Source organism: Streptomyces sp. NPDC002793, from assembly GCF_040295485.1.
In the GTDB taxonomy this organism is placed as follows: Bacteria; Actinomycetota; Actinomycetes; order Streptomycetales; family Streptomycetaceae; genus Streptomyces.
Map to the genome: position 1 here is coordinate 1 of NZ_JBEOVL010000071.1, position 23,085 is coordinate 23,085.

The window sequence follows — 23,085 nt, forward strand, 5'->3', positions numbered from 1 at the left end:
CCCGGCCACGGCCGGGCGCGCCCCCGACTCGTCCTCCACGAAGGGCGGTTGGCAGGATCACCTCCCATGCACCCCGACAGCGAGGGCACTCCGCCCACGACCACCGAGGAACGCCTCGCCCTGATCGACCGCGCCCTGGCCCTGCCTTTCCCGGAGGGGGAGGAGAGCGAGGACAGCGGCGTACACAGCAGCGGGCCCGGACACCACCTGCTGATCCTGCTGGCGACCAGAGACTTCTGGGACGACCGGTCCCCCGAGGTCGTCGAGCCCGCCGAGCAGGAGATCGAGACCGAGTTCAGCGGCCTGGCCACCGCGTTGGGTGAACGCTGGGGCGAGCCGGACACCGTCGACCTCTGGCCGTACCTGGAGCGGGACGAGGGCGCGGACATCGCTCCGCAACCGGTGGGGCAGCTCTGCAACCTTGCGGGCAGCATGCAGGTCTGGCGGGTACCCGGGGGCGGCCGGTGGCTCGGTCTCGCGGTGGGGCAGGCCGATCCGGAGTTCCCGATCTGGCTGCTCGCCGCCGTGGGGGAGACGGCTTCACTCCCTGGATGAGCGGCACCGAGGGCGTCGGCCCACGTGCGCCGGGGGCTCCCGTGCCGCGGCAGGCGACAGCGACCACCCCCGTGAGCCGCTGCCGCCCTGCCGTACGGACGTCCCCCGACGTCCTCAGGCCCGGATCCGGGACGTTCCGACGTCCCCCGACGTTCCTCGAACGTCCCGGAACACGCTGGGGACTCTAGGGGGACGGGGCGGCGGGACGGGAGATTCAATTCGCACGGTGTGGCTCCCGACAGGTATCAAACCGCACAGCCGGACCGGTACTCTGCACTCCGGTTTCGGGTAGGGGCGGAGGACACGTGCGTGCGCGGGAGCGGGCCGACGACATACTGCTGATGTACCGGCTGGCGCGGACCGGTGGTTCGCCGGAACTGCTGCGCAGGCTGGCCCGGCGGGCGGAGGGCTGGGCCGGGATCCTGGACGGGGACGGCACAGTGCTCCAGGCCGTGGCGGGGAACGTACGGTGGCCCGGTCACGAGGCGGCGGGTCTCGCCGCCCGGGCGGCGCGCGACCTGACGGCCCGGGGCACCGGCTCGTACTCCCTCGACACCGACGAGTGCGCCGCGCTGGTGCTCCCCCTCGACCCGGCACCGGGGGGAACCGGCCCGGTCCTCGCGCTCGTCGCACCCAGACCGCTGCCCGGCGGGCTGAGCACACTGATGGCCGACGCGGTGATGCCGCTCGCCCTGGCCTGGTCGTCGGAGAGCGTCGAACGCAAGCGGCGACGGGTGGACCTCGCGGAGTCCCGTGGCCGCGAGGCCGTGCTGCACCTGCTCATGACGGGACAGCTCTCCATAGCCCACCAGGTGGCGGGCGCCCTGCGGCCGAAGCTCCCCGACCCCGTACGCGTCTGCGTCGTCGAGTGCGCCGGTGGCCAGCGGGACGAGGTGGCCCGGATCTGCGCCGACGTCTCCGGCGGCCGGACCTGGATCGTGCGCTGCCCGGTCTACGCCCGTCACCTGATCCTGATCCTGCCTGCGGAAGAGGAAGCGGAGACCGAGGGGCCGGAGAGCGGCCGCGCACTCGGCCTGGTCGTCGCCGGACTCGTGGACGACTGCGTCGTGGGCGTCAGCGAGGAAGTCGCGCTCCCCGACACGGCGACCGCCTACCGGCAGGCCTTCCACGCGCTCGCCGTCGCCCGCGGACTTCCCGGCCGCCACGCCCGCTTCGGCGCCGCGCCGGAACCCGCCCTGCTCGTCGGCGCCGCCGGAGCGCGGTGGGCCGATGCCCTGCTCGCGCCCCTCCTCGCCCATCTGCCACGCCGCTCGCAGGACCCGGGCAGCCAGGAACTCTCGGCGACCGTCGCGTCCTGGCTGGCGTTCTCCTCCCACGCCACCCAGCACCTGAAGATCCACCGCAACACCCTGACCGCCCGACTGAAGCTCGTCGGCGAACTCCTCGGCCTGGACCTGAACCGGGTCGCGGACCAGGCGGCCGTGGATCTGGCCCTGCGGATCCGGGCCACCCCGGCGCTCCACCGCTCCCGACCCGGGGACTCCGCGCCGTCCGCGGACCTCGACACCGTCCTGCGCACCCCCGGCGTCCAGGACTGGGCCGTGCAGCAGCTCAGCGTTCTCGCCCAGGCCGGCCCGACGGGCGACGAGACCCTGCGGACATGGCTGCGCTGCGAGGCCCAACTGAGCCCGGCCGCCGCCGAACTGGGCATATCCGTGCCCGGCGCGCGCAAACGGCTCACCCGGCTGGAGGCCCTGCTGCGCCGTTCGCTGCTCCAGACGCCGAGTGCGCGGTACGACCTGTGGCTCGCGTTCCGGGCGGTGGACCTCGCGGCGTGAGCCGCGCGCCCGCCGACGGGTCCGGCCGCCCGGACCCGACACCCTGCCGAACCGGGCGGCCCGCGCTGGACACAGTGGCCATGGAGGACGGCCCGGCCGCCGCATACGCTCGCCGCATGAGCCCTGATGCCCCTCGCCCCCCGTACGTCGACTCCGCGGCGGGCGCGGCCGTGAAGGCCGCCGACCGTGCGCACGTGTTCCACTCCTGGTCCGCCCAGGGCCTGATCGACCCCCTCGCCGTCGCCGGCGCCGAGGGAGCGTACTTCTGGGACTACGACGGGAACCGCTACCTGGACTTCACCAGCGGTCTCGTCTTCACCAACATCGGCTACCAGCACCCCACCGTCGTCGCCGCGATCCAGGAACAGGCCGCGAAACTCACCACGTTCGCGCCCGCGTTCGCCATCGAGGCGCGCTCCGAGGCGGCCCGCCTGATCGCCGGGCGCACCCCCGGTGACCTGGACAAGATCTTCTTCACCAACGGCGGCGCCGAGGCCGTCGAGAACGCCGTACGGATGGCCCGGGTGCACACCGGGCGTCAGAAGGTGCTCTCCGCCTACCGCTCCTACCACGGCGCCACGGCGGCCGCGATCAACCTCACGGGGGACCCCCGGCGCTGGGCCTCCGACAACGGTTCGTCGGGTGTCGTCCGTTTCTGGGCGCCGTTCCTCTACCGCTCGCCCTTCTACGCGAGGACCGAGGCCGAGGAGTGCGCCCGCGCGCTCCAGCACCTCGAGGACACGATCGCCTTCGAGGGCCCGTCGACCGTCGCCGCCGTCGTCCTGGAGACGATCCCCGGCACGGCGGGCATCATGACGCCGCCTCCCGGCTACCTCGCGGGGGTCCGCGCGATCTGCGACCGGTACGGGATCGTGTTCGTACTGGACGAGGTGATGGCGGGCTTCGGGCGCACCGGGAAGTGGTTCGCCGCCGACCACCACGACGTCGTACCGGACCTGATGACGTTCGCGAAGGGCGTCAACTCCGGTTATGTGCCGCTCGGCGGCGTCGCCATCAACGCCGAGATCGCCGCCACGTTCGAGACCCGCCCCTACCCCGGCGGACTCACCTACTCCGGTCACCCGCTGGCCTGCGCCGCGGCCGTCGCCACGATCAAGGTCATGGAGGACGAGAGGACCGTCGAGAGCGCCGCGCACCTCGGCGAGCACGTCCTCGGCCCCGGCCTGCGCGAGCTCGCCGAACGGCACCCTTCCGTCGGTGAGGTGCGGGGGCTCGGCGCGTTCTGGGCGCTGGAGCTGGTCCGCGACAGGGAGACCCGCGAGCCGCTGGTCCCGTACAACGCGACCGGTGAGGCCAACGCCCCGATGGCGGCCTTCGGCGCGGCCTGCAGGAAGAACGGCCTCTGGCCCTTCATCAACATGAACCGCACCCATGTCGTCCCCGCCTGCAACATCACCGAGGCGGAGGCGAAGGAGGGCCTCGCGGCCCTGGACGCGGCCCTCTCGGTCGCCGACGAGCACACCGCGTAGGCGGGCACCCGGACGTGACGCCCTCCCCCGTGCCCGGAACAGGGCACATGCCCTGGCTTATGGTGACCGGAGCCGAGAACGGGAGGGGGCGTCATGGGTGGTGCGGGCGGGGGTGTGACCCGAAGCACGCTGCGGCAGCAGATCGCCGACGCGCTGCGTGACGAGGTGCTCGCGGGGCGTCTGCGGCCCCGGGTGGAATTCACCGTCAAGCAGATCGCCGAGCAGTACGGGGTGTCCGCGACGCCCGTCAGGGAGGCGCTCTTCGACCTCTCCGCGCAGGGACTGCTCGAATCCGACCAGCACCGCGGCTTCCGGGTCCGTGAGTACACCGTCGCCGACTACCGGGCGATGGTGGAGGCGCGCGCCCTGGTCACCGACGGGTTGTACCGGGAGATCTTCGACGGGACCGGATCGGCGTCCGCCCTGATCGGCGCCCATCAGGCCGCCCTCGTCTCCGTACGCCGCCGGGCGGAGGAGGCCGCACGGGCCGCACGCGGTGGCGACCTCGACATCCTCATCGGCTACGACCTGCGGTTCTGGCGGGAACTCGGCGTGGTCGTCGGCAACACCTACATCACCGACTTCATGCAGCGGCTGCGCATGCAGGCCTGGGCGTTCGCCGTCCCGTACCTGCGGGGGGACGCCGAGGTGTGCGACTGGCTGTGGAGCGGCCACCAGGAGCTGGTGGCCGCGATCACGGCCGCCGACGGCCCCGCCGTCCGCGCGGTACTGGACGCCTATTACGCGCACGGGCTGAGCTGGGCGGACCGGCTGGCCGCCGGGGACCCCCCGCACCCGGGCCACGACTGAGCGCCCGCCCGGCCCCGGTGCGGCCCGCGCACTGTGCGCGGGGTCCCGGCCGCATTACGCTGGTCCGACCATCGCACGAACCCGTTGGAGAGCGAGACTTCGTGGCCTGTGACCTGTGGCTGGTCCCCCTCGTCGATGTGCTGTGCCACAGCCCCGACAACCCGTTCGCCGAAGAGATCGCCGTCTACGACAAGGCGTTGACCGAGGCGGGGCTGCCGCCCGTGCCCGTCTACGCCTACATGCCCGGACTCACCGGAGACGTCGCCCCGGTGGCCGGCTTCGACTACGACGCCCTGCACTTCCTGCGCCGCGCCTACCTGCTCCAGCTGAGCGGGCTCGCCGTCACCCCTGTCGACGAACTGGGCGGTGACTACGAGCAGTTGCTGGAGATGTTCGAGCAGACCGCGCAGGAGTCGCACCTGGTCTGGCACTACGACCACGCAGGAGCGTACGTCCCGGTGGACTTTCCCCGTCCGCTCTCCGGCGACCAGCTCCTGGAAGGCGGCGGTCCACTGGGCTCCTCCCACGGCTTGCTGCGGGAGCTGGAGTTCGTCGCGCCGTCCCTCGGCATCGACCCGGCCAACCCGCCGGCCGCCCCCCTTCCGCCCGCCGGTCCGACCTCGCTGGAGGAACGGGCCGCACCCGTCCCGTACGACGACCACCCCTTCGCCCGGGAGCGGCACGTCTGGCTGGGGCTGCACGCGGCGGCGACCCGCAGCCTCGCCCAGGGCTCGATGATCATCTTCAGCTGACCCGCACCGGCACCGGGCCGGTGGCCGTCCCGCTCCGTCCGGAGGGGGCGTCCGCCGGCCCGGCTTCCGGCGGTCTCAGCGGGGTGCCTCCGGCGGGCGCTGGCGCGGCATGTTCGGCCGTACCGCGGCGGGCATGGTGAGCCGCCCCGGTGCGGGTTCGGGCCGGCCGCCCGTCCCGCCCGACACCAGCGACTGCATCCCCATGGGCGCGGGGCCGGCCCGGAACTCCACCATCCAGTCCGCCGTCTCCATGCGGACGAGCTCGGTGATGTCCTCCGAGAACCGGCGCAGCACCCCCAGGCACCGCTCCGCGGCCTCGCTGGCGGTGCCCTCCGTGGGCCCCAGCACCTCCCGGACGGACTCGGAGGACCAGTCGAACTGCAGCACCTGCAGGCGTCGCTGCACGGCCTGTGCCGTCGCGAGATTCCTTATCCAGCCGGAGGTCAGACCGAAGTACCGGTCGCACGCCATGCACGCGCCGCCCAGCAGCAGCGACAGGTAGCCCCAGCCGGCCGCCCCGTGCAGCTGCCCGGTCAGGTCGAGCAACGGGAGGGCCGCGCCCGCGACCACCCCGCCCGCCGTGCCGAGCCGGAGGACCCTGGCCGTACGCCGCTTGCGGAGCCGGTCACGCAGATACCAGTCGGCGGTCTCCAGGGCGCCGGCCTCGACCCAGCGGTAGAGCTCGTCGAGCCGTTCGGCGGGTTCGCCCCAGTCGCCGAGGGGGAAGGCGCGGCCGGTCAGGTCCCGGGGGCTCGATCCGTAGCGCGAACCGGACCGTTCGGTTCCGGTGCCTGCACCGGATCCCGCGCCGGACTCCTTGCGGGGCGGCCCTTCGGGCTGCATCTCCGGCTGACTCACCGGGGCACTCCTCTGCACTCTGCGTTCGGCGCGTATCGACGCGGATCGGCACGGTTTCGGTCACGGAGGGGGCGGGTACCGGCATGTAGCCGGAGCCCCCACCCGCGTAACTCTGCGTTACCCCCGCGGTGCGCAGGGGTACGGATACGCATGCCCTTCCTACCGCCGAATGGTGGGCCGCGGGGTAGATATCGCGGGATTCCCGGGTGGGCACGGCCTCTGGTCAGGTATAGGAACCCGGCAGGGACTTTTCAGAACTCACCCGAAAGAGTTGGTCCCCGGCGGGTGGGGCGTGGCGTCCGGCGAACACGTAGGCTCGGCGTACCGAAACAATCTGTCGTCGAAATGCCAGGAGTGACCGTGATTCCCGGTGGTGGCCAGCCCAACATGCAGCAGCTGCTCCAGCAGGCCCAGAAGATGCAGCAGGATCTTGCCGTGGCCCAGGAGGAGCTGGCCAGGACCGAGGTCGAGGGACAGGCGGGCGGTGGCCTCGTGAAGGCCACCGTGACCGGGTCCGGAGAGCTTCGCGGCCTGGTGATCGACCCGGGCGCGGTGGACCCGGAGGACACCGAGACGCTCGCCGACCTCGTGGTCGCCGCGGTGCAGGCGGCGAACGAGAACGCGCAGCAGCTCCAGCAGGAGAAGCTGGGCCCGCTGGCCCAGGGTCTGGGCGGCGCCATGCCGGGTCTCCCGTTCTGACCCCTGTAGCTACCCAGGCGTACCGGATACGGTGCGAGCAGGAAAAGGAAAGGCGTTCCGTTGTACGAAGGCGTGGTTCAGGAGCTGATCGACGAGCTGGGCAGGTTGCCGGGCGTCGGTCCCAAGAGCGCGCAGCGAATCGCCTTCCACATCCTGCAGGCGGAGCCCACCGACGTACGCCGGCTCGCCCACTCCCTGCTCGAGGTCAAGGACAAGGTCCGCTTCTGCGAGATCTGCGGCAACGTCGCCCAGCAGGAGCAGTGCGGAATCTGCCGGGACGCACGCCGTGACCGGACGGTCATCTGTGTGGTCGAGGAGCCCAAGGACGTCGTCGCGATCGAGCGGACCCGGGAATTCCGGGGCCGCTACCACGTGCTCGGCGGCGCGATCAGCCCGATCGAGGGCGTCGGACCCGACGATCTGCGCATCAGGGAGCTGCTGGCCCGGCTGGCGGACGGCTCCATCACGGAGCTGATCCTGGCGACGGACCCCAACCTGGAGGGCGAGGCCACCGCGACGTACCTCGCCCGGATGGTCAAGCCGATGGGCCTGCGGGTCACGCGGCTGGCCAGCGGACTGCCGGTGGGCGGCGACCTGGAGTACGCGGACGAGGTCACCCTCGGCCGTGCCTTCGAGGGGAGGCGGCTGCTCGATGTGTGACCCCTCGACGTGTGACCTGCACTCTGACTGCGGCTTTATGTGCGGCGGCGCTATGTTCTACCCACCGTTCGCGACCGTGCCCACGGGAGGTCCCCTCGATGTCTGACGCCACGCTGAACACCGTCACGCAGGATCCCGACGACTTCGCCGTCCAGATCGCGGACCAGATCAAGACCTTCATCGTCGCGGTCACCGAGGTGTCCAAGGCCGAGGAGCCCGAGGAGGCCGTCCCGGTCCTGCTCCTCCAGGTCTCCCAGCTCCTGCTGGCCGGCGGGCGCCTCGGCGCCTACGAGGACATCCTCCCGGACGAGCGCTACGAGCCGGACCTGGGCGCCGAGCCGGACGCGGACGGGCTGCGTGAGCGCTTCGCCGAGCTCCTGGAGCCCATCGACGTCTACTCCGAGGTGTTCGACCCGTACGAGCCGCGCAAGGCCCCCGTGCCCCACCGCATCTCCGACGACCTGGCCGACCTGGTCACGGACCTCGCCCACGGCCTCGCGCACTACGAGGCGGACCGCACGGCGGAGGCCATGTGGTGGTGGCAGTTCTCGTACTTCTCCAACTGGGGCACCACCGCGTCGGCGGCCCTCCGCGCGCTCCAGTCGCTGGTCGCCCACATCCGGCTGAACCAGCCGCTCCAGGAGCTCGACGGCCTGGACACGGACCAGGACCCGGGTGACGGGGACCTGGCCGAGGAGGCGGGGCGTGTGATGGCCGAGGAGATCGCGGGCCCGCTGGGCCTGCGCCCGGTCCTGTAACGGCCGGCCCGGGGCTGCTGCCGGCCCTCTGTGCCGGCTGCCCACCGTGCCGCCTGCGCCCGCTGTGCCGTCCGCTGCGCCCGCTGTGTCCTGGGACACAAAGAGGCGTGCGGGACGTGGAAGCGGGCAACAGCCCGGTACGAGCAGTTCGGAGCGCCGAGCCGTACCAGCTGGTGGGCGGGACATCTCACCATCCGGTACCGATGGGTCGATTCCGGACTGCTCGTTAAACTGAGCCGACCGCACCATTATTGAGCGAGGAGCGCACGTGGGCCTTGTCGTGCAGAAGTACGGAGGCTCCTCCGTAGCCGATGCCGAAGGCATCAAGCGTGTCGCCAAGCGAGTCGTCGACGCCAAGAAGAACGGCAACCAGGTGGTTGTCGTGGTGTCCGCGATGGGCGACACGACGGACGAGTTGATCGATCTCGCCGAGCAGGTATCCCCGATGCCTGCCGGGCGTGAGTTCGACATGCTGCTGACCGCCGGAGAGCGGATCTCCATGGCCCTGCTGGCCATGGCGATCAAAAACCTGGGCCACGAGGCCCAGTCGTTCACGGGCAGCCAGGCCGGTGTCATCACCGACTCGGTCCACAACAAAGCGCGCATCATCGATGTCACGCCCGGTCGTATCCGGACCTCGATCGACGAGGGCAACATCGCCATCGTCGCCGGGTTCCAGGGTGTGAGCCAGGAGGGCAAGAACATCACGACCCTCGGTCGCGGTGGCTCCGACACGACAGCCGTCGCGCTGGCCGCCGCACTGGACGCGGAGGTCTGTGAGATCTACACCGATGTGGACGGCGTCTTCACCGCAGACCCCCGGGTCGTGAAGAAGGCCCGGAAGATCGACTGGATCTCCTTCGAGGACATGCTGGAACTGGCGGCGTCCGGTTCCAAGGTGCTGCTGCACCGCTGCGTCGAGTACGCACGCCGTTACGACATCCCGATCCACGTCCGCTCGTCCTTCTCCGGACTGCGCGGAACCTGGGTCAGCAACGAGCCGCAAGGGGACCAGCAGGTGGAGCACGCCATCATCTCCGGAGTCGCCCACGACGTCTCCGAGGCCAAGGTCACGGTCGTCGGCGTACCCGACAAGCCGGGCGAGGCCGCCGCGATCTTCCGCGCCATCGCGGACGCCGAGATCAACATGGACATGGTGGTGCAGAACGTCTCCGCCGCGTCCACCGGTCTCACGGACATCACCTTCACCCTGCCCAAGGCGGAGGGCCGCAAGGCCATCGACGCCCTGGAGCGCAACCGTGCCGGCATAGGGTTCGAGTCGCTGCGCTACGACGACCAGATCGCCAAGATCTCCCTCGTCGGCGCGGGCATGAAGACCAACCCCGGGGTCACCGCCGGCTTCTTCGAGGCGCTGTCGAACGTCGGCGTGAACATCGAGCTGATCTCGACGTCCGAGATCCGCATCTCGGTGGTCACCCGGGTCGACGACGTCAACGAGGCGGTGCGCGCCGTGCACACCGCCTTCGGCCTCGACAGCGACTCCGACGAGGCGGTCGTCTACGGAGGCACCGGCCGATGACAGGACGCCGCCCTTCGCTCGCGGTCGTCGGTGCGACCGGGGCGATCGGCGGCGTCATGCTCCAGATCCTCTCGCAGCACGAGGACGTCTGGGGCGAGGTCAGACTGATCGCCTCTCCGCGTGCGGCCGGCACCGCGCTGGTCGTCCGCGGCGAGGAGAGCGAGGTCCTCGCGCTTTCCGAGGACGTGTTCGACGGGGTGGACGTAGCCCTGTTCCTGGTGCCGGACGAGGTGTCCGCACAGTGGGCGCCGGTCGCCGCCGCCCGGGGCGCCGTGGTCGTGGACGACTCGGCGGCCTTCCGGCTGGACGACGACGTGCCCCTGGTCGTTCCCGAGATCAACCCCCATGCCGCACGGCTGAGGCCGCGCGGCATCCTCGCGTCCCCGAACTGCACCACACTGTCGCTGATCGTCGCGGTCGGCGCGCTGCACGCCGAGTTCGGGCTGCGGGAGCTGATCGTCTCGTCCTACCAGGCGGTGAGCGGCGCGGGCCGGGACGGTGTCGCCGCGCTCCGTGAGCAGCTCGCCCTGGTGGCGGGTACGGAGCTGGGCACCCGCCCCGGCGACGTACGGCGGGCGCTGGGCGACGGGGACAAGAGCCCGTTCGCCGCCCCTGTGGCACTGAACGTGGTGCCCTGGGCCGGGACCGACGCCGGTGACGGCTGGTCGTCCGAGGAGCTGGCGATCCGCGAGGAGTGCCGGAAGGTGCTGGGCCTGCCGGGCCTGAAGGTGACGGCGACCTGCGTGTACGTACCCGTCGTCGCGACGCACTCCATGTCCGTGCACGCCCGCTTCGAGAACGAGGTGTCCGTGGACCGGGCGCACGAGGTCCTGGCGACCGCGCCGGGGGTCGTGCTCTTCGACAGTCCGGCGGTCGGCGACTTCCCCACGCCGTCCGACGTCGTGGGCACCGACCCGACCTGGGTGGGCCGGGTGCGGCAGTCGATGGACGATCCCCACGCCGTCGAGATGTTCATCTGCGGCGATAATCTCCGAAAAGGCGCAGCCCTCAATGTGGCCCAGATCGCCGAGTCGGTGGCCGGAGAATTTCCTCGTACCTGATCGAACCTGTTTTGTAGGATCTGTGTGCGCCCTGTGGGTAAATTGGCGGCCTCGCTCTCTTGAGCTGGGGCATTGCCATATCCGACGATGATCTTCTGGCCCTCCGCAACCGCTGGACGGGTGCGACGCGTCTACGTCGTCACTTCTTGCGTGGCTGGATGTGTTTTCGGGGCATTTGGGGAAGAGCAGGTACGAATGAGGGCATGTCGCACAGCATCGAACGCGGTGCCGTACGCGTACAACCCTGACGGGGGGAAGCGTGTCCAACTGGCGTGGCAGAGGTTCTCGACATCACAGTGGTGGGCCCGTTGCGAGGCGCTTCGGTGCGTCCGCTCCGGAGGCCCCGCGCAGCCGGCGGGATGCCGGTGATTGCGCCCATGCCCGCCGCACGACCCGCCCAGCTGCCTTCGCAGCGCGAGGGCGCTGAGGAGACGGTGGCGGCAGGAACGACGGTCGACCATCTGACCGAGACCTATCGCGCCCACTACCGCTCGCTGCTGGGCCTCGCGGCGCTCCTGCTGGACGACACGGCGTCCTGCGAGGACGTGGTGCAGGAGGCGTTCATCCGGGTGCACTCGGCGCGGAACCGGGTGCGCGATCCGGAGAAGACGCTCGCGTATCTCCGTCAGACCGTGGTGAACCTGTCCCGCTCGGCGCTGCGCCGCCGCATCCTCGGGCTGAAACTCCTCTCCAAGCCGATGCCCGACATGGCGAGCGCGGAGGAGGGCGCCTACGACCAACTGGAGCGGGACGCGCTGATCAAGGCGATGAAAGGGCTGCAGCGCCGCCAGCGCGAGGTGCTGGTGCTGCGCTACTTCTCGGACATGACGGAGGCCCAGGTCGCCCAGACGCTGGGGATATCGCTCGGCTCGGTGAAGGCGTACGGCTCCCGGGGCATCGCGGCACTGCGTGTCGTGATGGAGGCGCAGGCATGAGTGGGCGCGAGCACAGGCACGACGATGACCGGACTGGAAACGGAATTGTGAACCAAGGGCCGGAGGACATCCCGAACACCGATCCGGAGCAGGACGGTGAACGGAAGCAGGCCGCCGCCGACGCGGTCGACGGCACCGACAGCGACGCGGTCGACGACGCGGAAGCCGCCTCAGGGCCCGCCGCCCCGAACGCGGGCGGTGACGACGCGGGCGGTGACACCCCGGCCGGTGACGGCGCGGGCGGTGACGGCGCGGGCGGTGACGGCGCGGGCGGTCATGACGCCGGGTCCGGCGGGGGCGGCACGCTGACCGCACTCTTCGGCGGCGGAGGCCGGGGAGGCGGTGTCCCCGGAGGCTCCGGCGATCTCGGCGGCCCGGGGGGCGAGGGCATGGACGAGGCCGCGCTGCGCCGCATGCTGCACGGCGCCGTCCAGGGTCTTGAGCCCTCCGACGGCACCCTCGGTCATCTGCACCGCGCGGTGCCCGCACGGCGCGCCAGACGGCGGCAGGGCGTGGTGGGTGCCGCGGCTGCGGCACTGCTGATCGGGACGGCGATCCCCGCCTTCGTCCACGTGGCGAATTCGGACGGCTCGGCCACCGCCAACCCCGCCATCGCCGGCCACGGCCAGCAGGCCCAGGGAGGTAGCGGCGAGGATGCGGGTGCCGATTCCGACGGCGGAATGACAGCGGGACCGGCGGACCGTCAGGGCGAGGGCGCCGAGGGCGAGACCGGCGACTCCGCGGCGCCGTCACGGGGCTCGGACCCGGACACCGAGGAGAGCGGAACCGAGGAACCGGGCACGCCTCCTGACGCCGCCGCAGCAGCCGCGGGCGAGGCCTGCGAGCCCGACCAACTCGGGGTCGCCTCCGCCGACGCGGGCGCGGCGGGCGCGGACGGCACGGTGTACGGGACCTTCAGGATCGCCAACGTCTCCGGCGACACCTGCTCGGTCACCAGCAACGGCACGGTCGGCTTCCAGGCGGCGGGCGCCGCCGACCCTCTGCAGATCACCGTGGTGCAGCACACCGCGGGCGACCCAGCGGCCGGGCTCCCCGATCCGTCACTGGAGCCGGGCGTCGTGCTGCTGAAGCCGACGGCGACGTACGAGGTGCGCTTCGCGTGGGTGCCGTCGGAGACCTGTCCGACCACCGGCAGTTCGCCCAGCCCTACGCCCACGGACGGCGACGGGGGCGGCGGCGGAGGTGCAGCCGAGGGCACCGACGCCGCCGTGGGAACGACGGACACTGCGGCGCAGTTCGGCCGTGCGGGCGAGGGCCCGGCCGACGGCAGCATCGCGGTCACGCACACCCCGGAGGCTGGTGCGCCGACGGCGGCGACCACGATCGCCAACGCGTGCGCCGGCACGATCTACCGCACGGGTGTCCTGGACGCCTCGTAGCCGGAAGCGGATGTCGTGACGGGCACAAGGGGCCCTCCGGAACCTGAGTTCCGGAGGGCCCCTTGCCCGTCTCCGCGGCCTTCGCCCGGAGGAAACCGTGCGGGGCCGCTCCGTCAGTCGGCGTCGGCCGCGAGCCCCAGTTGGACGTCGCGCGCGGCCTCGGCCTCGCGGCGCACCAGCCGGAACCACATGAAGAGCACGAAGCCGCCGAAGACGAACCACTCGCCGGTGTAGCCGAGATTCTGGAAGGCCTTCAGGTCCAGCCCGCTGCCCTGTGCCGCCGCCGCGGGCACGGGCTTCATCCCCCCGTCACCCGGGCCACCGGCTTCCGGCTCGGGCAGGGTCACCCAGGCGTCGTACACGTCGTACGGGACGAGGTTCACGAGGGACGCCGCGCTGATCATGCCGAGCTGGCCCTCGGGAAGCCCCCCGCTGACGTCGACGCCGGAGGTGCCGCTGTTCTCCGAGGCCTGCAGATCGCCGGTCACGGTGACCTCGCCGGACGGTGCCGGGGGAACGTCGGTGCTCGCCGGACTGCCCGCCAGCCAGCCCCGTACGACGGGCAGTGCCTTGCCGCTGCCGGTGCGCAGCAGATCCAGCACGTAGAAGCCGTCACGGTCGTCCAACTCGCGGCCGGGGACCAGGAACTGATCGGCGTACGTCCCCGTCGCCACGGCCGGCCGGCCGGAGGTCCCCGTGGTCACGGGCAGCAGCTCGTCGAGCGCTTTCGGGGAGCGGGTGCCAGGATCGGGGCGCGCCTCGGCCTCCTGGTGCGTCTGCACGCGATCCTCGAAACGGCCGAGCTGCCATGTGCCCATGAACACGCAGAACGGGATGGCCAGCACGACGAAGAGGTTGATCCCCCACCACCGCGGGGTCAGCAGGAACCGGTACACCCCTCCACGGTACGGTTCCCAGCTTCGGCCCTTCGGGGCGGGGTGCGGCATTTATCCGGACCTTATGCCGTCGGCAGCCGTTCCTCCCGTCCCTACACCCGCCCTCCGTCCCGGTCCTCCGCCTGTGGCCGTCCGAGGTGGCGCAGGGCGAAGTCCAGCTCGAGACGTACCTGTTTGATCCGCTCCTCCACGACGAGCGAGCCGTGTCCCGCGTCGTAGCGGTACACCTCGTGGACCGCTCCACGGGCCGCGAGGCGGCCCACGTAGTTCTCCACCTGCTGGATCGGGCAGCGCGGATCGTTGACGCCGGCCGAGATGTAGACCGGGGCGCGGACAGCGTCCACATAGGTCAGCGGGGACGACGCCTCGAAGCGCTCTGGCACCTCCTCCGGTGTCCCGCCGAGCAGCGTGCGGTCCATCGCCTTCAGCGCTTCCATCTCGTCGTGATAGGCGGTCACGTAATCGGCGACCGGGACCGCCGCCAGCCCCAGGGCCCAGACGTCCGGCTGCGTACCGAGTCCGAGCAGGGTCAGATAGCCGCCCCACGATCCACCGGCCAGCACCAGCCGCTCGGGGTCCGCGAGCCCTGACTTCACCGCCCACTCCCGGACGGCCGCGATGTCTTCCAGCTCGATCAGCCCGATCCGGTGCTTGAGCGCGTCCGTCCAGGCACGGCCGTAGCCCGTGGAGCCGCGGTAGTTGACCCGCACGACGGCGAAACCGTGGTCCACCCACGCGGCGGGGCCCGACGCGAAGGCGTCACTGTCGTGCCAGGTGGGTCCACCGTGGATCTCGAAGATCGTGGGGAACGGTCCGTCGCCGGTGGCCGGAGTCTGCACCAGGGCATGTACACGCCCGCCCGGGCCGTCGACCCAGGCGTCCCGCACCGGCACCGAGGCCGGAGCCTTGGCACCCGGAGGGTCGAGCACGACGGAACCCGCCGTGGACCGCACGGCCGGCGGCTGGGCGGCGGACGACCACAGATACTCCACGGTGCCGTCGGGACGGGCCGTGGCGCCCGACACCGTCCCGGCGGGGGTCTCGACCCGCACCGGCCCCGCGGCGCCCGGCTCGTACCGCCACAGCTCGCTGCGGGCCTCGAAGCTGTGCTCGATCAGCAGCGCGGACCCGTCCGGATACCATTCCGCACCCACGTCACCGGGAAGATCGACCGGCAGGTCGGTCTGTGTGCCCGCCACCGGGTCCCAGATCATCGGCTCCCACCGCCCGCGCCGCTGATGCCCGACCAGCAGCCGGGTGTCCCCGGCCACCGGGGCGAAGCCCAGGACCGACAGGCCCAGCTCCTTCGTGCCGCCCTCGGTGTCGTCCAGCTCGGCGACCGTCGAGCCGTCGGGGCGCACCACCCGCAGCGCGGAGTGCATCGCGTCGCCGTGCTCCGTGTGCTCCAGGGCGATCAGCGTCCCGTCGTGGGAGAGGTCACCCACCCCGGCGGATTCCCGGTGCCGGTAGATCTCGACCGGCTCCGCCCCGGCACGCACCAGGTGGACGGTCGTGCCGTCCTCGTCCGTCGAGCGGCCGACCACCGCGGAGCCGTCACGGGCGATCGCGAGCCCGGCCGGGTAGGAGGCCTCCAGACCGGGCGTGGCCGGCTCGTCCGCACCGCCTTCGAAGGGCTGCCGCATCCACACGCCGAACTCGTCGCCGTCGGTGTCGGAGAACCACCAGACGGACCGGCCGTCCGGCGTCAGCACTCCGTCGGTCGTCCCGTTGGGCCGGTCCGTGACCTGGCGCTGCTCCCCGGTCGCCCGGTCCCAGGCGTACAGCTCGTACGTGCCGGTGGCGTTGGAGACGAAGAGCGCGCGGTCGGGGGCGTCCTCTGCCCAGTCGGGCAGGGACACCCGCGCGGCGCGGAAGCGCTGCTCCCACTGCGGCGGCTCGTGCTCCCGCTCCGGTACGGACGCGTCGTTCTGTGTGTCGCTCATGGCCCCATCAAACCCGATGCGGGCCCACCACCGGGAGGCCTGTGGATAACTGTTCGCATCCACCCCCAGCCTGTGGGTAACTTTCCCCGCATGTACGCATCGACACCCGAGGACTGGCACGAGGTCAACCGTGCCCGCTGGGACGAGCGGGTGGCCGTCCACGCGGCCGGCGACTACTACGACCTGGACGCCTTCCGGTCGGGCAGGGACGCACTGCGCGGCTTCGAACTGGCGGAGGTCGGTGACGTGACGGGCCGGACGCTGCTGCACCTGCAGTGCCACATCGGCCTGGACACCCTCTCCTGGGCCCGTCACGGCGCCGCCCAGGTCGTCGGCCTCGACTTCTCCGAACCCGCGGTCGAGACGGCCCGGGGCCTGGCCCGTTCACTGGGGCTGCCGCCGGAGCGGGCCGCCTTCGTGACGGCCGATGTGTACGACGCCGCCCAGGCCGTGCCGGACACCGCGTACGACATCGTCTACACCGGAATCGGAGCACTGAACTGGCTCCCCGACGTCCGCCGTTGGGCGGAGGTCGCGGCCTCGCTCGTCGCGCCCGGAGGGTTCCTCTACCTGGCGGAGTTCCATCCCGTGACCGACTGTCTGGACGACGGGACCGGATCGACGATCGCTTACGACTACTTCAGCCACGACGCCTGGGTGGACGACTCACCGGGCTCGTACGCCGATGCCGACGCCGCCACGGTCCACAACCGCAGCGTCGAGTGGCAGCACCCCGTGGGTGAGGTCGTCTCGGCCCTGGCGGCGGCCGGCCTGCGGATCGAGTTCCTGCACGAACACGACGCCACGCTCTTCGCCCGCTATCCGACGCTGGTCCGGCACGCGGACGGCTTCTACCGCTTCCCCGCCGATCGGCCCCGCATCCCGATGATGTACTCGGTCAGGGCGACGCGGCCGGTCAGCGGCTGACCGAAGCGGACCCGCCCGCCGGCGGGTCCGCACGACACGTGTCAGGCCACCGAGTCGAAGGCCGGCAGGTAGCCGTTGGACTGTCCGACGGCCTTGGGGTGGTACGAGTTGGTGATCGGGACGGTCACGCTGTGGATCCACGCGTCGCCCGAGCAGAGCTCGTGCCCGGTGAACTCGTCCACCACGCTGGAATAGGTGAACCCGGCGTCGGCCGCCCGCTTGGCGAGCACGTCGTTCAGCACGTCCGACGCGTTGTTGATAGCTCCGCGCTCGGTCTCCGTGAGGCCGGCGATGCAGGAGCCCGACAGCTTGTAGAAGCGCGGGTAGCCCAGCACCACCACCTGGGCCTGCGGAGCACGGGCCCGGATGCCCCGGTAGAGGGAGTCGAGACTGCCCGGCAGCGAGTTCCGGACCTGGGAGACCGCGGTGTTCACGCGGCTCACGCAGTTGGCCTCGCTCTGCAGGACGCAGGTCTGCATGACGTCAGCGAACCCGACGTCGTTGCCGCCGGCCGTGACGCTCACGAGGGAGGTCGAGGAGCTCAGCGCGCCCAGCTGGCCGCTGGACACGGAGGCCGTCGTCGCACCCGAGCAGGCGACGAACGCGAACGACGACGGGGCGTTCGCGTTCCTCCAGAGGTAGGGATAGGCGTTGGTGCTGCGCTTGCAGGCGCCGCTCTCCGAGGTGTAGCTCCCCGCCCCGACTCCTGAGGAGTAGGAGTCACCGAGAGCGACGTAGTTCTCGCCGGCGGCGGATGCCGGTTGCGCGAGGCCGAGGGTGACCACGGCGGCGAGCGCGAGAGCGGAGAAGGTTGCCCGGAAGGTCCGTACTGACATGGCTGCCAGCCCTTCGAAATGTGGGGGACGAGTGGGGAGTTCGTGGGGCGAGCACGTTTCTAGCAGCTCTCGGTACTCGGCGGTAATAGCCCGAGGGAAAGTCGTCTGATATGCCCGAAGGATCGTTCGGTTGACGATGCTCCGCGCGTAGATAAACCCCTGACTGGCCCTCGAATCGGTGAAGTTGCGGATGTCTCCGACACCTCTCACGACCCCTGCGAGTCACCGCCGGAGGGGATGCGGTCCGTTCGGACGGTGGCCGACGCCCGCCTTCGCGCCGCCGTCACAACGGCCCGCGCACCGGTCACGACCGCCCGCGCACCGCACACGGCTGCGGCCGCCGGGGGGACCCGGCGGCCGCAGTGGCAGGAGAGGTGATCGTGGGACGTTACAGCGTGCGCTCCAGGCGGTCCGCCATCAGCCTGCTGAAGCGCGAGGGGTCACTCAGCTCGCCACCGTCCGAGAGGAGCGCCAGTCCGTGGACGAGCTCGGCCGTCTCGGCCAGTTCGGTGCCGGTGCCCTCCTCGCCGCTCTGCTCGGCGTGCGCCTTCCTCAGCCCGGTGATCAGCGCGTGCGAGGGGTTGAGTTCGAGGATGCGCTTGACCTGCGGCACCTCTTGGCCCATGGCGCGGTACATGTTCTCCAGGGCCGGAGTGACATCGTGCGTGTCCGAGACGATGCAGGCCGGCGAGACGGTGAGTCGTGAGGAGAGGCGTACTTCCTTCACGGTGTCGCCGAGCTGTTCCGTCATCCAGGTCAGCAGACCGGCGTAGTCCTGCTGCTGCTTCTCACGCTCGGCCTCGACCTCCTTCTTCTCCTCGTCGGTGTCCAGGTCGACCTCGCCCTTGGCGATGGACTGGAGCGGCTTGCCGTCGAACTCGGGAACGGACTGGACCCAGACCTCGTCGACCGGGTCGGTCAGCAGGAGGACCTCGAAGCCCTTGGCGCGGAAGGCCTCCATGTGCGGAGAGCTCTCCATGGCCGCACGCGACTCGCCCGTCATGTAGTAGATCTGCTCCTGGCCCTCCTTCATGCGCTCCACGTACGAGCGCAGGCTGGTCAGCTCCTCCTCGTCCTGGGTCGAGGCGAAGGAGGAGATCTCCAGGATCGCGTCGCGGTTCTCGAAGTCCTGGAACAGGCCCTCCTTGAGGACCCGGCCGAATTCCTTCCAGAGCGTCCCGTACTTCTCGGGGGTGTTGGACCTCATGTCCTTCACCGTCGAGAGCACCTTCTTGACCAGACGACGCCGCATCATCTCGATCTGGCGGTCCTGCTGAAGGATCTCGCGCGACACGTTGAGCGACAGATCCTGTGCGTCGACGACGCCCTTCACGAAGCGGAGATACGTCGGCATCAGCGCTTCGCAGTCATCCATGATGAACACGCGCTTCACATAGAGCTGAACTCCACGCTTGTGGTCCTGCATGAACAGATCCTGCGGCGCGTGGGACGGCAGGAAGAGCAGGGCCTGGTACTCGAAGGTGCCTTCCGCCTGCATCCGGATGGTTTCGAGCGGGTCGGTCCAGTCGTGGCTGATGTGCTTGTAGAGCTCGCTGTACTCCTCATCGGTCACGGAGTCCTTCGACCGGGCCCACAGGGCCTTCATCGAGTTGACCGTCTCGACCTCGGGCTCGGCGCCCTCCTCCCCTCCGGCGGCTGCCATGCGGATCGGCCAGGTGATGAAGTCCGAGTAACGCTTGACGATTTCCCTGATCTTCCAGGGCGATGTGTAGTCGAAGAGCTTGTCCTCGGTGTCCTCGGGCTTGAGTCGGAGCGTGACCGAAGTGCCCTGCGGGGCGTCGTCGACGGTCTCGACGGTGTACGTTCCCTCACCGCTGGACTGCCACCGCGTCCCGGTGTCCTCGCCCGCTCGCCGGGTCAGCAGGGTGACCTCGTCGGCGACCATGAAGCTCGAATAGAAACCGACGCCGAACTGTCCGATGAGTTCCTCGGAAGCAGTGGCGTCCTGGGCCTCCTTCAGTTCCTTGAGGAATTTCGCCGTGCCGGAATTGGCGATCGTGCCGATCAACTGCACGACCTCGTCGTGCGACATTCCGATGCCGTTGTCACGCACGGTCAGCGTGCGGTTCTCCTGATCGGCCTCGATGGCGATATGGAGGTCGGACGAGTCCGCCTGGAGCGTGTCGTCCCGGAGGGTTTCCAGTCGCAGCTTGTCCAGCGCGTCCGAACAATTGGAAATGAGCTCACGCAGGAATACATCCTTGTTCGAGTAGATCGAATGGATCATCATCTGCAGGAGCTGGCGAGCTTCTACCTGGAACTCGAACGTTTCGGCCGGCATGGGTGCGGGGTCCCTTTCCTGGAGTAAGTCATCTGAACCGCTGCATATCGTAACCAGGCCCCGGCCCGGCCATGTGCCGGTTCGGCCAAGGCCGTTGAGCGCTCCGGCCCGAGGACGGGCGTCGGGCGCGCGAGCCGCCGCCGGACGCACGGGCCTCGCGCCGGGCAGACTGGGGTGCATGGGCGATACGCGAGCGACTTCCCAGGCCGGGGACGACCCCGGCCTTCCCCCTCTGATCACGTGCCGGGAACCGGGCAGCTTCGCCCGGGGCGTCATGGCCGAGCGCCATCCGGCACTGATCGAGGAGGTGCGTGAGGCCTTCCCGTACGGTCCGCGGCAGCGTCGCTCCCTGGACGCCCTGCGGGACGAGATCGCGCACGGCGTCGTCGAACCGCTCGGCCCCGGGAGCGCCGACCTGGACCTCTGGACCGCGTGGGGGCGGGGGCACTTCGGACGCCCGTGGTTCGACGCCCCGTTCCTCTGGAGCGAGAGCTACTTCTACCGCAGGCTCCTGGAGGCCGTGGGCTACTTCGCCGACGGGCCGTGGCGGGGCGTCGACCCCTTCGCGCCCTTCAAGCGCGCCGAACTCCAGGGAGGCACGGTCGAGGAGGAGCTCCGCTCCCTCGACGACCTCGCCGGAGTCCCCGCCGCCGAGCGGGCGGCCGCGCTCCTCCGGGCCTCGCTCTGGGGCAACCGCGCCGATCTCGGCTTCCGCGGCCCGACGGGCGAATCCGCTCAGGGCGAGGCCGTTCCCGGGCTGGTAGCCGACGACAGCGCCGTGCTGTGGGCGCTCCTGCCGCCCGGCTCCCTCGGTACCGTGGCGGTCATCGCGGACAACACCGCACGCGAACTGATCCCCGACCTCGTCCTCATCGACCACCTGCTGGAGCACGGCCGAGCCGGCCGGGTGGTGCTCCATGTGAAGCCGGGGCCGTACTACGTCTCGGACGCGATGACGGCCGACGTCGTCGACTGCCTGCGCCGGCTGTGCGGGGCCCCCGGTGAGGCGGGCACGATCGGCGGACGGGTCCGGGAGGCGATGCGTACGGGCCGGATCGAAGTGCGTACCCACCCGTTCTTCTGCGCCCCGTTCCCGTACGACCGGATGCCCGAGGACCTCCGGGCGGAGCTCGGCTCCGCCACGCTGACGATCCTGAAGGGCGACCTCAACTACCGGCGTCTGGTGGGCGACCGCCTGTGGCCGGCGACCACGCCGTTCGCCCGGCTCACGGCGTACTTCCCGGGTGCCGTCGCCGCGCTCCGTACGCTGAAGTCCGACGTCGCCGTGGGCCTGGACGCGCCGACCCTGGAGAGCCTGGAACGGTCCGGCCGGGCGTGGCGTACCAGTGGCACGCACGCCCTGATCCAGGTGCGGGCGCGGTCGGGTGAGGCGCCCACGCTCAGCGCGGAACCCCGTACCGGGTGAGGAGTTCGTGCCAGCCGTGCTCCAACTGGTCCGTACTCCGGCCGCGTTCGCAGGTCAGGTGGTGGACGAGGGGGGTGTCGATCGACCCGAGCAGGGTGTGCGCGAGCAGCTCGGGCTCTCCCGCCGCCCCTGCCTGGCGCAGCAGCAGGCCGAGATGACTGAGCCGCAGACGTGTCGCGGGGACGGCGTAGGTGCGCAGCGGATCGCTGCGTGAGGCCAGGATCAGCTCGTGGTGATCGCGCTCGTGGCGCATCAGGGCCGGGCCGAAGGCGTGCAGCCGCTGGGCCGGGGGAGCGTCGGGGCCCAGCGGCGGCGGTCCGGTGAGGAACGCGGCCTGGAGGAGCGCCTCGCGGTGGTCGAGGAGCGCGATGAGCAGGCCGGTGCGGTCCTTGAAGCGCCGGAAGACGGTGCCCTTGCCGACTCCGGCGGCGGCGGCCACCGACTCCATGGTGAGGTTCGCCGGCCCGCAGCCGGCCATGAGGCGGGATGCGGCGTCCAGCAGGAGTGCTCGGTTACGCGCCGCGTCCGCCCGCAACAGCTCGGGCTCGCCGACGGCGGCGAGCGTGAGACTCGTCCGCGTCTCGCCGGGTTCGGGCGGCCTGGGCAGCGGGGGCAGAGGAGCGGTCATGGCTTCAGGGTAGTCCCGGACGTCCATAAGTGGACCACGGTCCGTTTAGGTGGTACAACTTTAAACGGACCGTGGTCCGCTTACTTCTGCAGTCTCCGTCTCCCGGGAGCATCCCTCATGTCTGTACGCATCCTCGCCCTCGTCGGCAGCCTCCGCGCCGGCTCGCACAACCGTCAGCTCGCCGAGGCCGCGGTCAAGCACGCGCCCGAGGGGGTCCAGGTGGACGTGTACGAGGGTCTCGTGGACGTCCCCTTCTACAACGAGGACATCGACGTCGAGGGCGGCGTCCCCGCCGCTGCCGCCCGGCTGCGCGAGGCGGCCGGCCAGGCCGACGCGTTCCTGCTGTTCTCGCCCGAGTACAACGGCACCATGCCCGCCGTCCTGAAGAACGCCATCGACTGGCTGTCGCGTCCGTACGGCGCCGGCGCCCTGACCGCCAAGCCGGTCGCCGTGGTCGGTACCGCCTTCGGCCAGTTCGGCGGCGTATGGGCCCAGGACGAGGCACGCAAGGCGGCCGGCCTCGCGGGCGGAGCGGTCCTCGCGGACGTCAAGCTCTCCATCCCGGGCTCCGTGACCCGCTTCGCGGAGCTGCACCCGGCGGACGACGCCGAGGTCGTCGCCTCGCTGACCGAGGTGCTGCGGCAGGTCGCGCAGGGCACCGCCGCCGCTGCCTGATCCAGTCGATGCCGGGCCGCCGCCCGGCATGACCCGGGGGCCCACCCCGCTACGAATAAGGGAATATCGTAGTGGTGGGTAATAGGGTTGTGGTTTTGGTGTTGTTAGAGGTGGGGGGGGTAAGAGTTAAAAGGG

21 protein-coding genes are annotated in these 23,085 nt (G+C 70.9%); 15 read left to right on the top strand and 6 right to left on the bottom strand.

Features of this window, described 5'->3' with window-relative positions; genetic code table 11:
• Positions 1–66 precede the first annotated feature (66 nt).
• The 5 genes from ABT001_RS34100 (at position 67) to ABT001_RS34120 (ending at position 5,406) form a co-directional block, all read left to right on the top strand.
• The gene (locus ABT001_RS34100) at positions 67–555 is read left to right on the top strand and encodes a hypothetical protein (protein ID WP_351285397.1); all 489 of its coding nucleotides are present in this window, start codon (positions 67–69) and stop codon (positions 553–555) included.
• Positions 556–896: 341 nt separating this feature from the next.
• Entirely contained in the window at positions 897–2,354 is a 1,458-nt protein-coding gene (locus ABT001_RS34105; RefSeq protein WP_351285428.1) for a helix-turn-helix domain-containing protein, read from the top strand.
• Between the two features lie 116 nt (positions 2,355–2,470).
• Positions 2,471–3,844, top strand: a complete 1,374-nt coding sequence (locus ABT001_RS34110; protein ID WP_351285399.1) for an aspartate aminotransferase family protein — start codon at positions 2,471–2,473, stop codon at positions 3,842–3,844.
• Positions 3,845–3,937: 93 nt separating this feature from the next.
• A complete protein-coding gene (locus ABT001_RS34115; RefSeq protein ID WP_351285400.1) occupies positions 3,938–4,654 on the top strand; it encodes a GntR family transcriptional regulator in 717 nt (238 codons plus the stop codon).
• A 101-nt stretch (positions 4,655–4,755) separates the two neighbouring features.
• On the top strand, positions 4,756–5,406 hold the full coding sequence (locus ABT001_RS34120) for a putative DNA-mimic protein (RefSeq protein WP_351285402.1): 651 nt from the start codon (positions 4,756–4,758) through the stop codon (positions 5,404–5,406).
• A gap of 75 nt (positions 5,407–5,481) precedes the next feature.
• Here ABT001_RS34120 and ABT001_RS34125 read toward each other — a convergent pair whose 3' ends face one another.
• Complete coding sequence (locus tag ABT001_RS34125; RefSeq protein WP_351285403.1) at positions 5,482–6,264, bottom strand: SLATT domain-containing protein; 783 nt, start codon at positions 6,262–6,264, stop codon at positions 5,482–5,484.
• Between the two features lie 360 nt (positions 6,265–6,624).
• On the opposite strand from ABT001_RS34125, the gene ABT001_RS34130 reads away from it, so the two are divergent.
• From ABT001_RS34130 to ABT001_RS34160, 7 genes are all read left to right on the top strand, one after another.
• Positions 6,625–6,963 (top strand): YbaB/EbfC family nucleoid-associated protein, encoded by a 339-nt coding sequence (locus tag ABT001_RS34130; RefSeq protein WP_351285429.1) that lies wholly within the window; start codon positions 6,625–6,627, stop codon positions 6,961–6,963.
• Positions 6,964–7,023: 60 nt separating this feature from the next.
• Positions 7,024–7,623 (top strand): recombination mediator RecR, encoded by a 600-nt coding sequence (recR, locus tag ABT001_RS34135; protein ID WP_351285404.1) that lies wholly within the window; start codon positions 7,024–7,026, stop codon positions 7,621–7,623.
• A gap of 98 nt (positions 7,624–7,721) precedes the next feature.
• Positions 7,722–8,381, top strand: a complete 660-nt coding sequence (locus ABT001_RS34140) for a DUF5063 domain-containing protein (protein WP_351285406.1) — start codon at positions 7,722–7,724, stop codon at positions 8,379–8,381.
• 268 nt (positions 8,382–8,649) lie between these two features.
• Positions 8,650–9,921 carry an aspartate kinase gene (locus ABT001_RS34145; RefSeq protein WP_351285408.1) on the top strand — a complete coding sequence of 424 codons (1,272 nt, stop codon included), beginning with the start codon at positions 8,650–8,652 and terminating at the stop codon, positions 9,919–9,921.
• Positions 9,918–10,982, top strand: coding sequence for an aspartate-semialdehyde dehydrogenase (locus ABT001_RS34150; protein WP_351285409.1), 1,065 nt, complete (start codon positions 9,918–9,920; stop codon positions 10,980–10,982). Before ABT001_RS34145 ends, ABT001_RS34150 begins: the two co-directional genes overlap by 4 nt.
• 359 nt (positions 10,983–11,341) lie before the next feature.
• Positions 11,342–11,917: a SigE family RNA polymerase sigma factor gene (locus ABT001_RS34155; RefSeq protein ID WP_351285410.1), complete on the top strand. Its 576-nt coding sequence runs from the start codon at positions 11,342–11,344 to the stop codon at positions 11,915–11,917.
• Positions 11,914–13,317 carry a hypothetical protein gene (locus ABT001_RS34160; protein ID WP_351285412.1) on the top strand — a complete coding sequence of 468 codons (1,404 nt, stop codon included), beginning with the start codon at positions 11,914–11,916 and terminating at the stop codon, positions 13,315–13,317. Before ABT001_RS34155 ends, ABT001_RS34160 begins: the two co-directional genes overlap by 4 nt.
• A 113-nt stretch (positions 13,318–13,430) precedes the next feature.
• On the opposite strand, the gene ABT001_RS34165 is transcribed toward ABT001_RS34160, so the two are convergent.
• Together ABT001_RS34165 and ABT001_RS34170 are read right to left on the bottom strand one after the other, a co-directional pair.
• Positions 13,431–14,213 carry an SURF1 family protein gene (locus ABT001_RS34165; RefSeq protein WP_351285414.1) on the bottom strand — a complete coding sequence of 261 codons (783 nt, stop codon included), beginning with the start codon at positions 14,211–14,213 and terminating at the stop codon, positions 13,431–13,433.
• A 92-nt stretch (positions 14,214–14,305) separates the two neighbouring features.
• Positions 14,306–16,156 carry a S9 family peptidase gene (locus ABT001_RS34170; RefSeq protein ID WP_351285415.1) on the bottom strand — a complete coding sequence of 617 codons (1,851 nt, stop codon included), beginning with the start codon at positions 16,154–16,156 and terminating at the stop codon, positions 14,306–14,308.
• Positions 16,157–16,246: 90 nt separating this feature from the next.
• Between ABT001_RS34170 and ABT001_RS34175 the strand changes: the two genes are divergently transcribed.
• Positions 16,247–17,083, top strand: coding sequence for a class I SAM-dependent methyltransferase (locus tag ABT001_RS34175; protein ID WP_351285416.1), 837 nt, complete (start codon positions 16,247–16,249; stop codon positions 17,081–17,083).
• 41 nt (positions 17,084–17,124) lie between these two features.
• Here the strand turns inward: ABT001_RS34175 and ABT001_RS34180 are convergent, their stop codons facing one another.
• The gene (locus tag ABT001_RS34180) at positions 17,125–17,919 is read right to left on the bottom strand and encodes an SGNH/GDSL hydrolase family protein (protein ID WP_351285418.1); all 795 of its coding nucleotides are present in this window, start codon (positions 17,917–17,919) and stop codon (positions 17,125–17,127) included.
• Between the two features lie 388 nt (positions 17,920–18,307).
• The gene (gene htpG, locus ABT001_RS34185; protein WP_351285420.1) at positions 18,308–20,221 is read right to left on the bottom strand and encodes a molecular chaperone HtpG; all 1,914 of its coding nucleotides are present in this window, start codon (positions 20,219–20,221) and stop codon (positions 18,308–18,310) included.
• A gap of 178 nt (positions 20,222–20,399) precedes the next feature.
• Between htpG and ABT001_RS34190 the strand changes: the two genes are divergently transcribed.
• Complete coding sequence (locus ABT001_RS34190) at positions 20,400–21,647, top strand: damage-control phosphatase ARMT1 family protein (protein WP_351285422.1); 1,248 nt, start codon at positions 20,400–20,402, stop codon at positions 21,645–21,647.
• On the opposite strand, the gene ABT001_RS34195 is transcribed toward ABT001_RS34190, so the two are convergent.
• A complete protein-coding gene (locus tag ABT001_RS34195) occupies positions 21,622–22,275 on the bottom strand; it encodes a TetR/AcrR family transcriptional regulator (RefSeq protein ID WP_351285424.1) in 654 nt (217 codons plus the stop codon). The genes ABT001_RS34190 and ABT001_RS34195 overlap by 26 nt on opposite strands.
• A gap of 117 nt (positions 22,276–22,392) precedes the next feature.
• Here ABT001_RS34195 and ABT001_RS34200 point away from each other — a divergent pair, with 117 nt between their 5' ends.
• Complete coding sequence (locus ABT001_RS34200; protein WP_351285426.1) at positions 22,393–22,950, top strand: NAD(P)H-dependent oxidoreductase; 558 nt, start codon at positions 22,393–22,395, stop codon at positions 22,948–22,950.
• Positions 22,951–23,085: the final 135 nt, after the last annotated feature.

Coding starts and splice junctions, on each gene's coding strand:
- ABT001_RS34100 (WP_351285397.1), top strand. CDS start 67: ATGCACCCCGACAGCGAGGGCACTCCGCCCACGACCACCGAGGAACGC.
- ABT001_RS34105 (WP_351285428.1), top strand. CDS start 897: ATGTACCGGCTGGCGCGGACCGGTGGTTCGCCGGAACTGCTGCGCAGG.
- ABT001_RS34110 (WP_351285399.1), top strand. CDS start 2,471: ATGAGCCCTGATGCCCCTCGCCCCCCGTACGTCGACTCCGCGGCGGGC.
- ABT001_RS34115 (WP_351285400.1), top strand. CDS start 3,938: ATGGGTGGTGCGGGCGGGGGTGTGACCCGAAGCACGCTGCGGCAGCAG.
- ABT001_RS34140 (WP_351285406.1), top strand. CDS start 7,722: ATGTCTGACGCCACGCTGAACACCGTCACGCAGGATCCCGACGACTTC.
- ABT001_RS34150 (WP_351285409.1), top strand. CDS start 9,918: ATGACAGGACGCCGCCCTTCGCTCGCGGTCGTCGGTGCGACCGGGGCG.
- ABT001_RS34155 (WP_351285410.1), top strand. CDS start 11,342: ATGCCGGTGATTGCGCCCATGCCCGCCGCACGACCCGCCCAGCTGCCT.
- ABT001_RS34160 (WP_351285412.1), top strand. CDS start 11,914: ATGAGTGGGCGCGAGCACAGGCACGACGATGACCGGACTGGAAACGGA.
- ABT001_RS34170 (WP_351285415.1), bottom strand. CDS start 16,156: ATGAGCGACACACAGAACGACGCGTCCGTACCGGAGCGGGAGCACGAG.
- ABT001_RS34175 (WP_351285416.1), top strand. CDS start 16,247: ATGTACGCATCGACACCCGAGGACTGGCACGAGGTCAACCGTGCCCGC.
- ABT001_RS34180 (WP_351285418.1), bottom strand. CDS start 17,919: ATGTCAGTACGGACCTTCCGGGCAACCTTCTCCGCTCTCGCGCTCGCC.
- htpG (WP_351285420.1), bottom strand. CDS start 20,221: ATGCCGGCCGAAACGTTCGAGTTCCAGGTAGAAGCTCGCCAGCTCCTG.
- ABT001_RS34190 (WP_351285422.1), top strand. CDS start 20,400: ATGGGCGATACGCGAGCGACTTCCCAGGCCGGGGACGACCCCGGCCTT.
- ABT001_RS34195 (WP_351285424.1), bottom strand. CDS start 22,275: ATGACCGCTCCTCTGCCCCCGCTGCCCAGGCCGCCCGAACCCGGCGAG.
- ABT001_RS34200 (WP_351285426.1), top strand. CDS start 22,393: ATGTCTGTACGCATCCTCGCCCTCGTCGGCAGCCTCCGCGCCGGCTCG.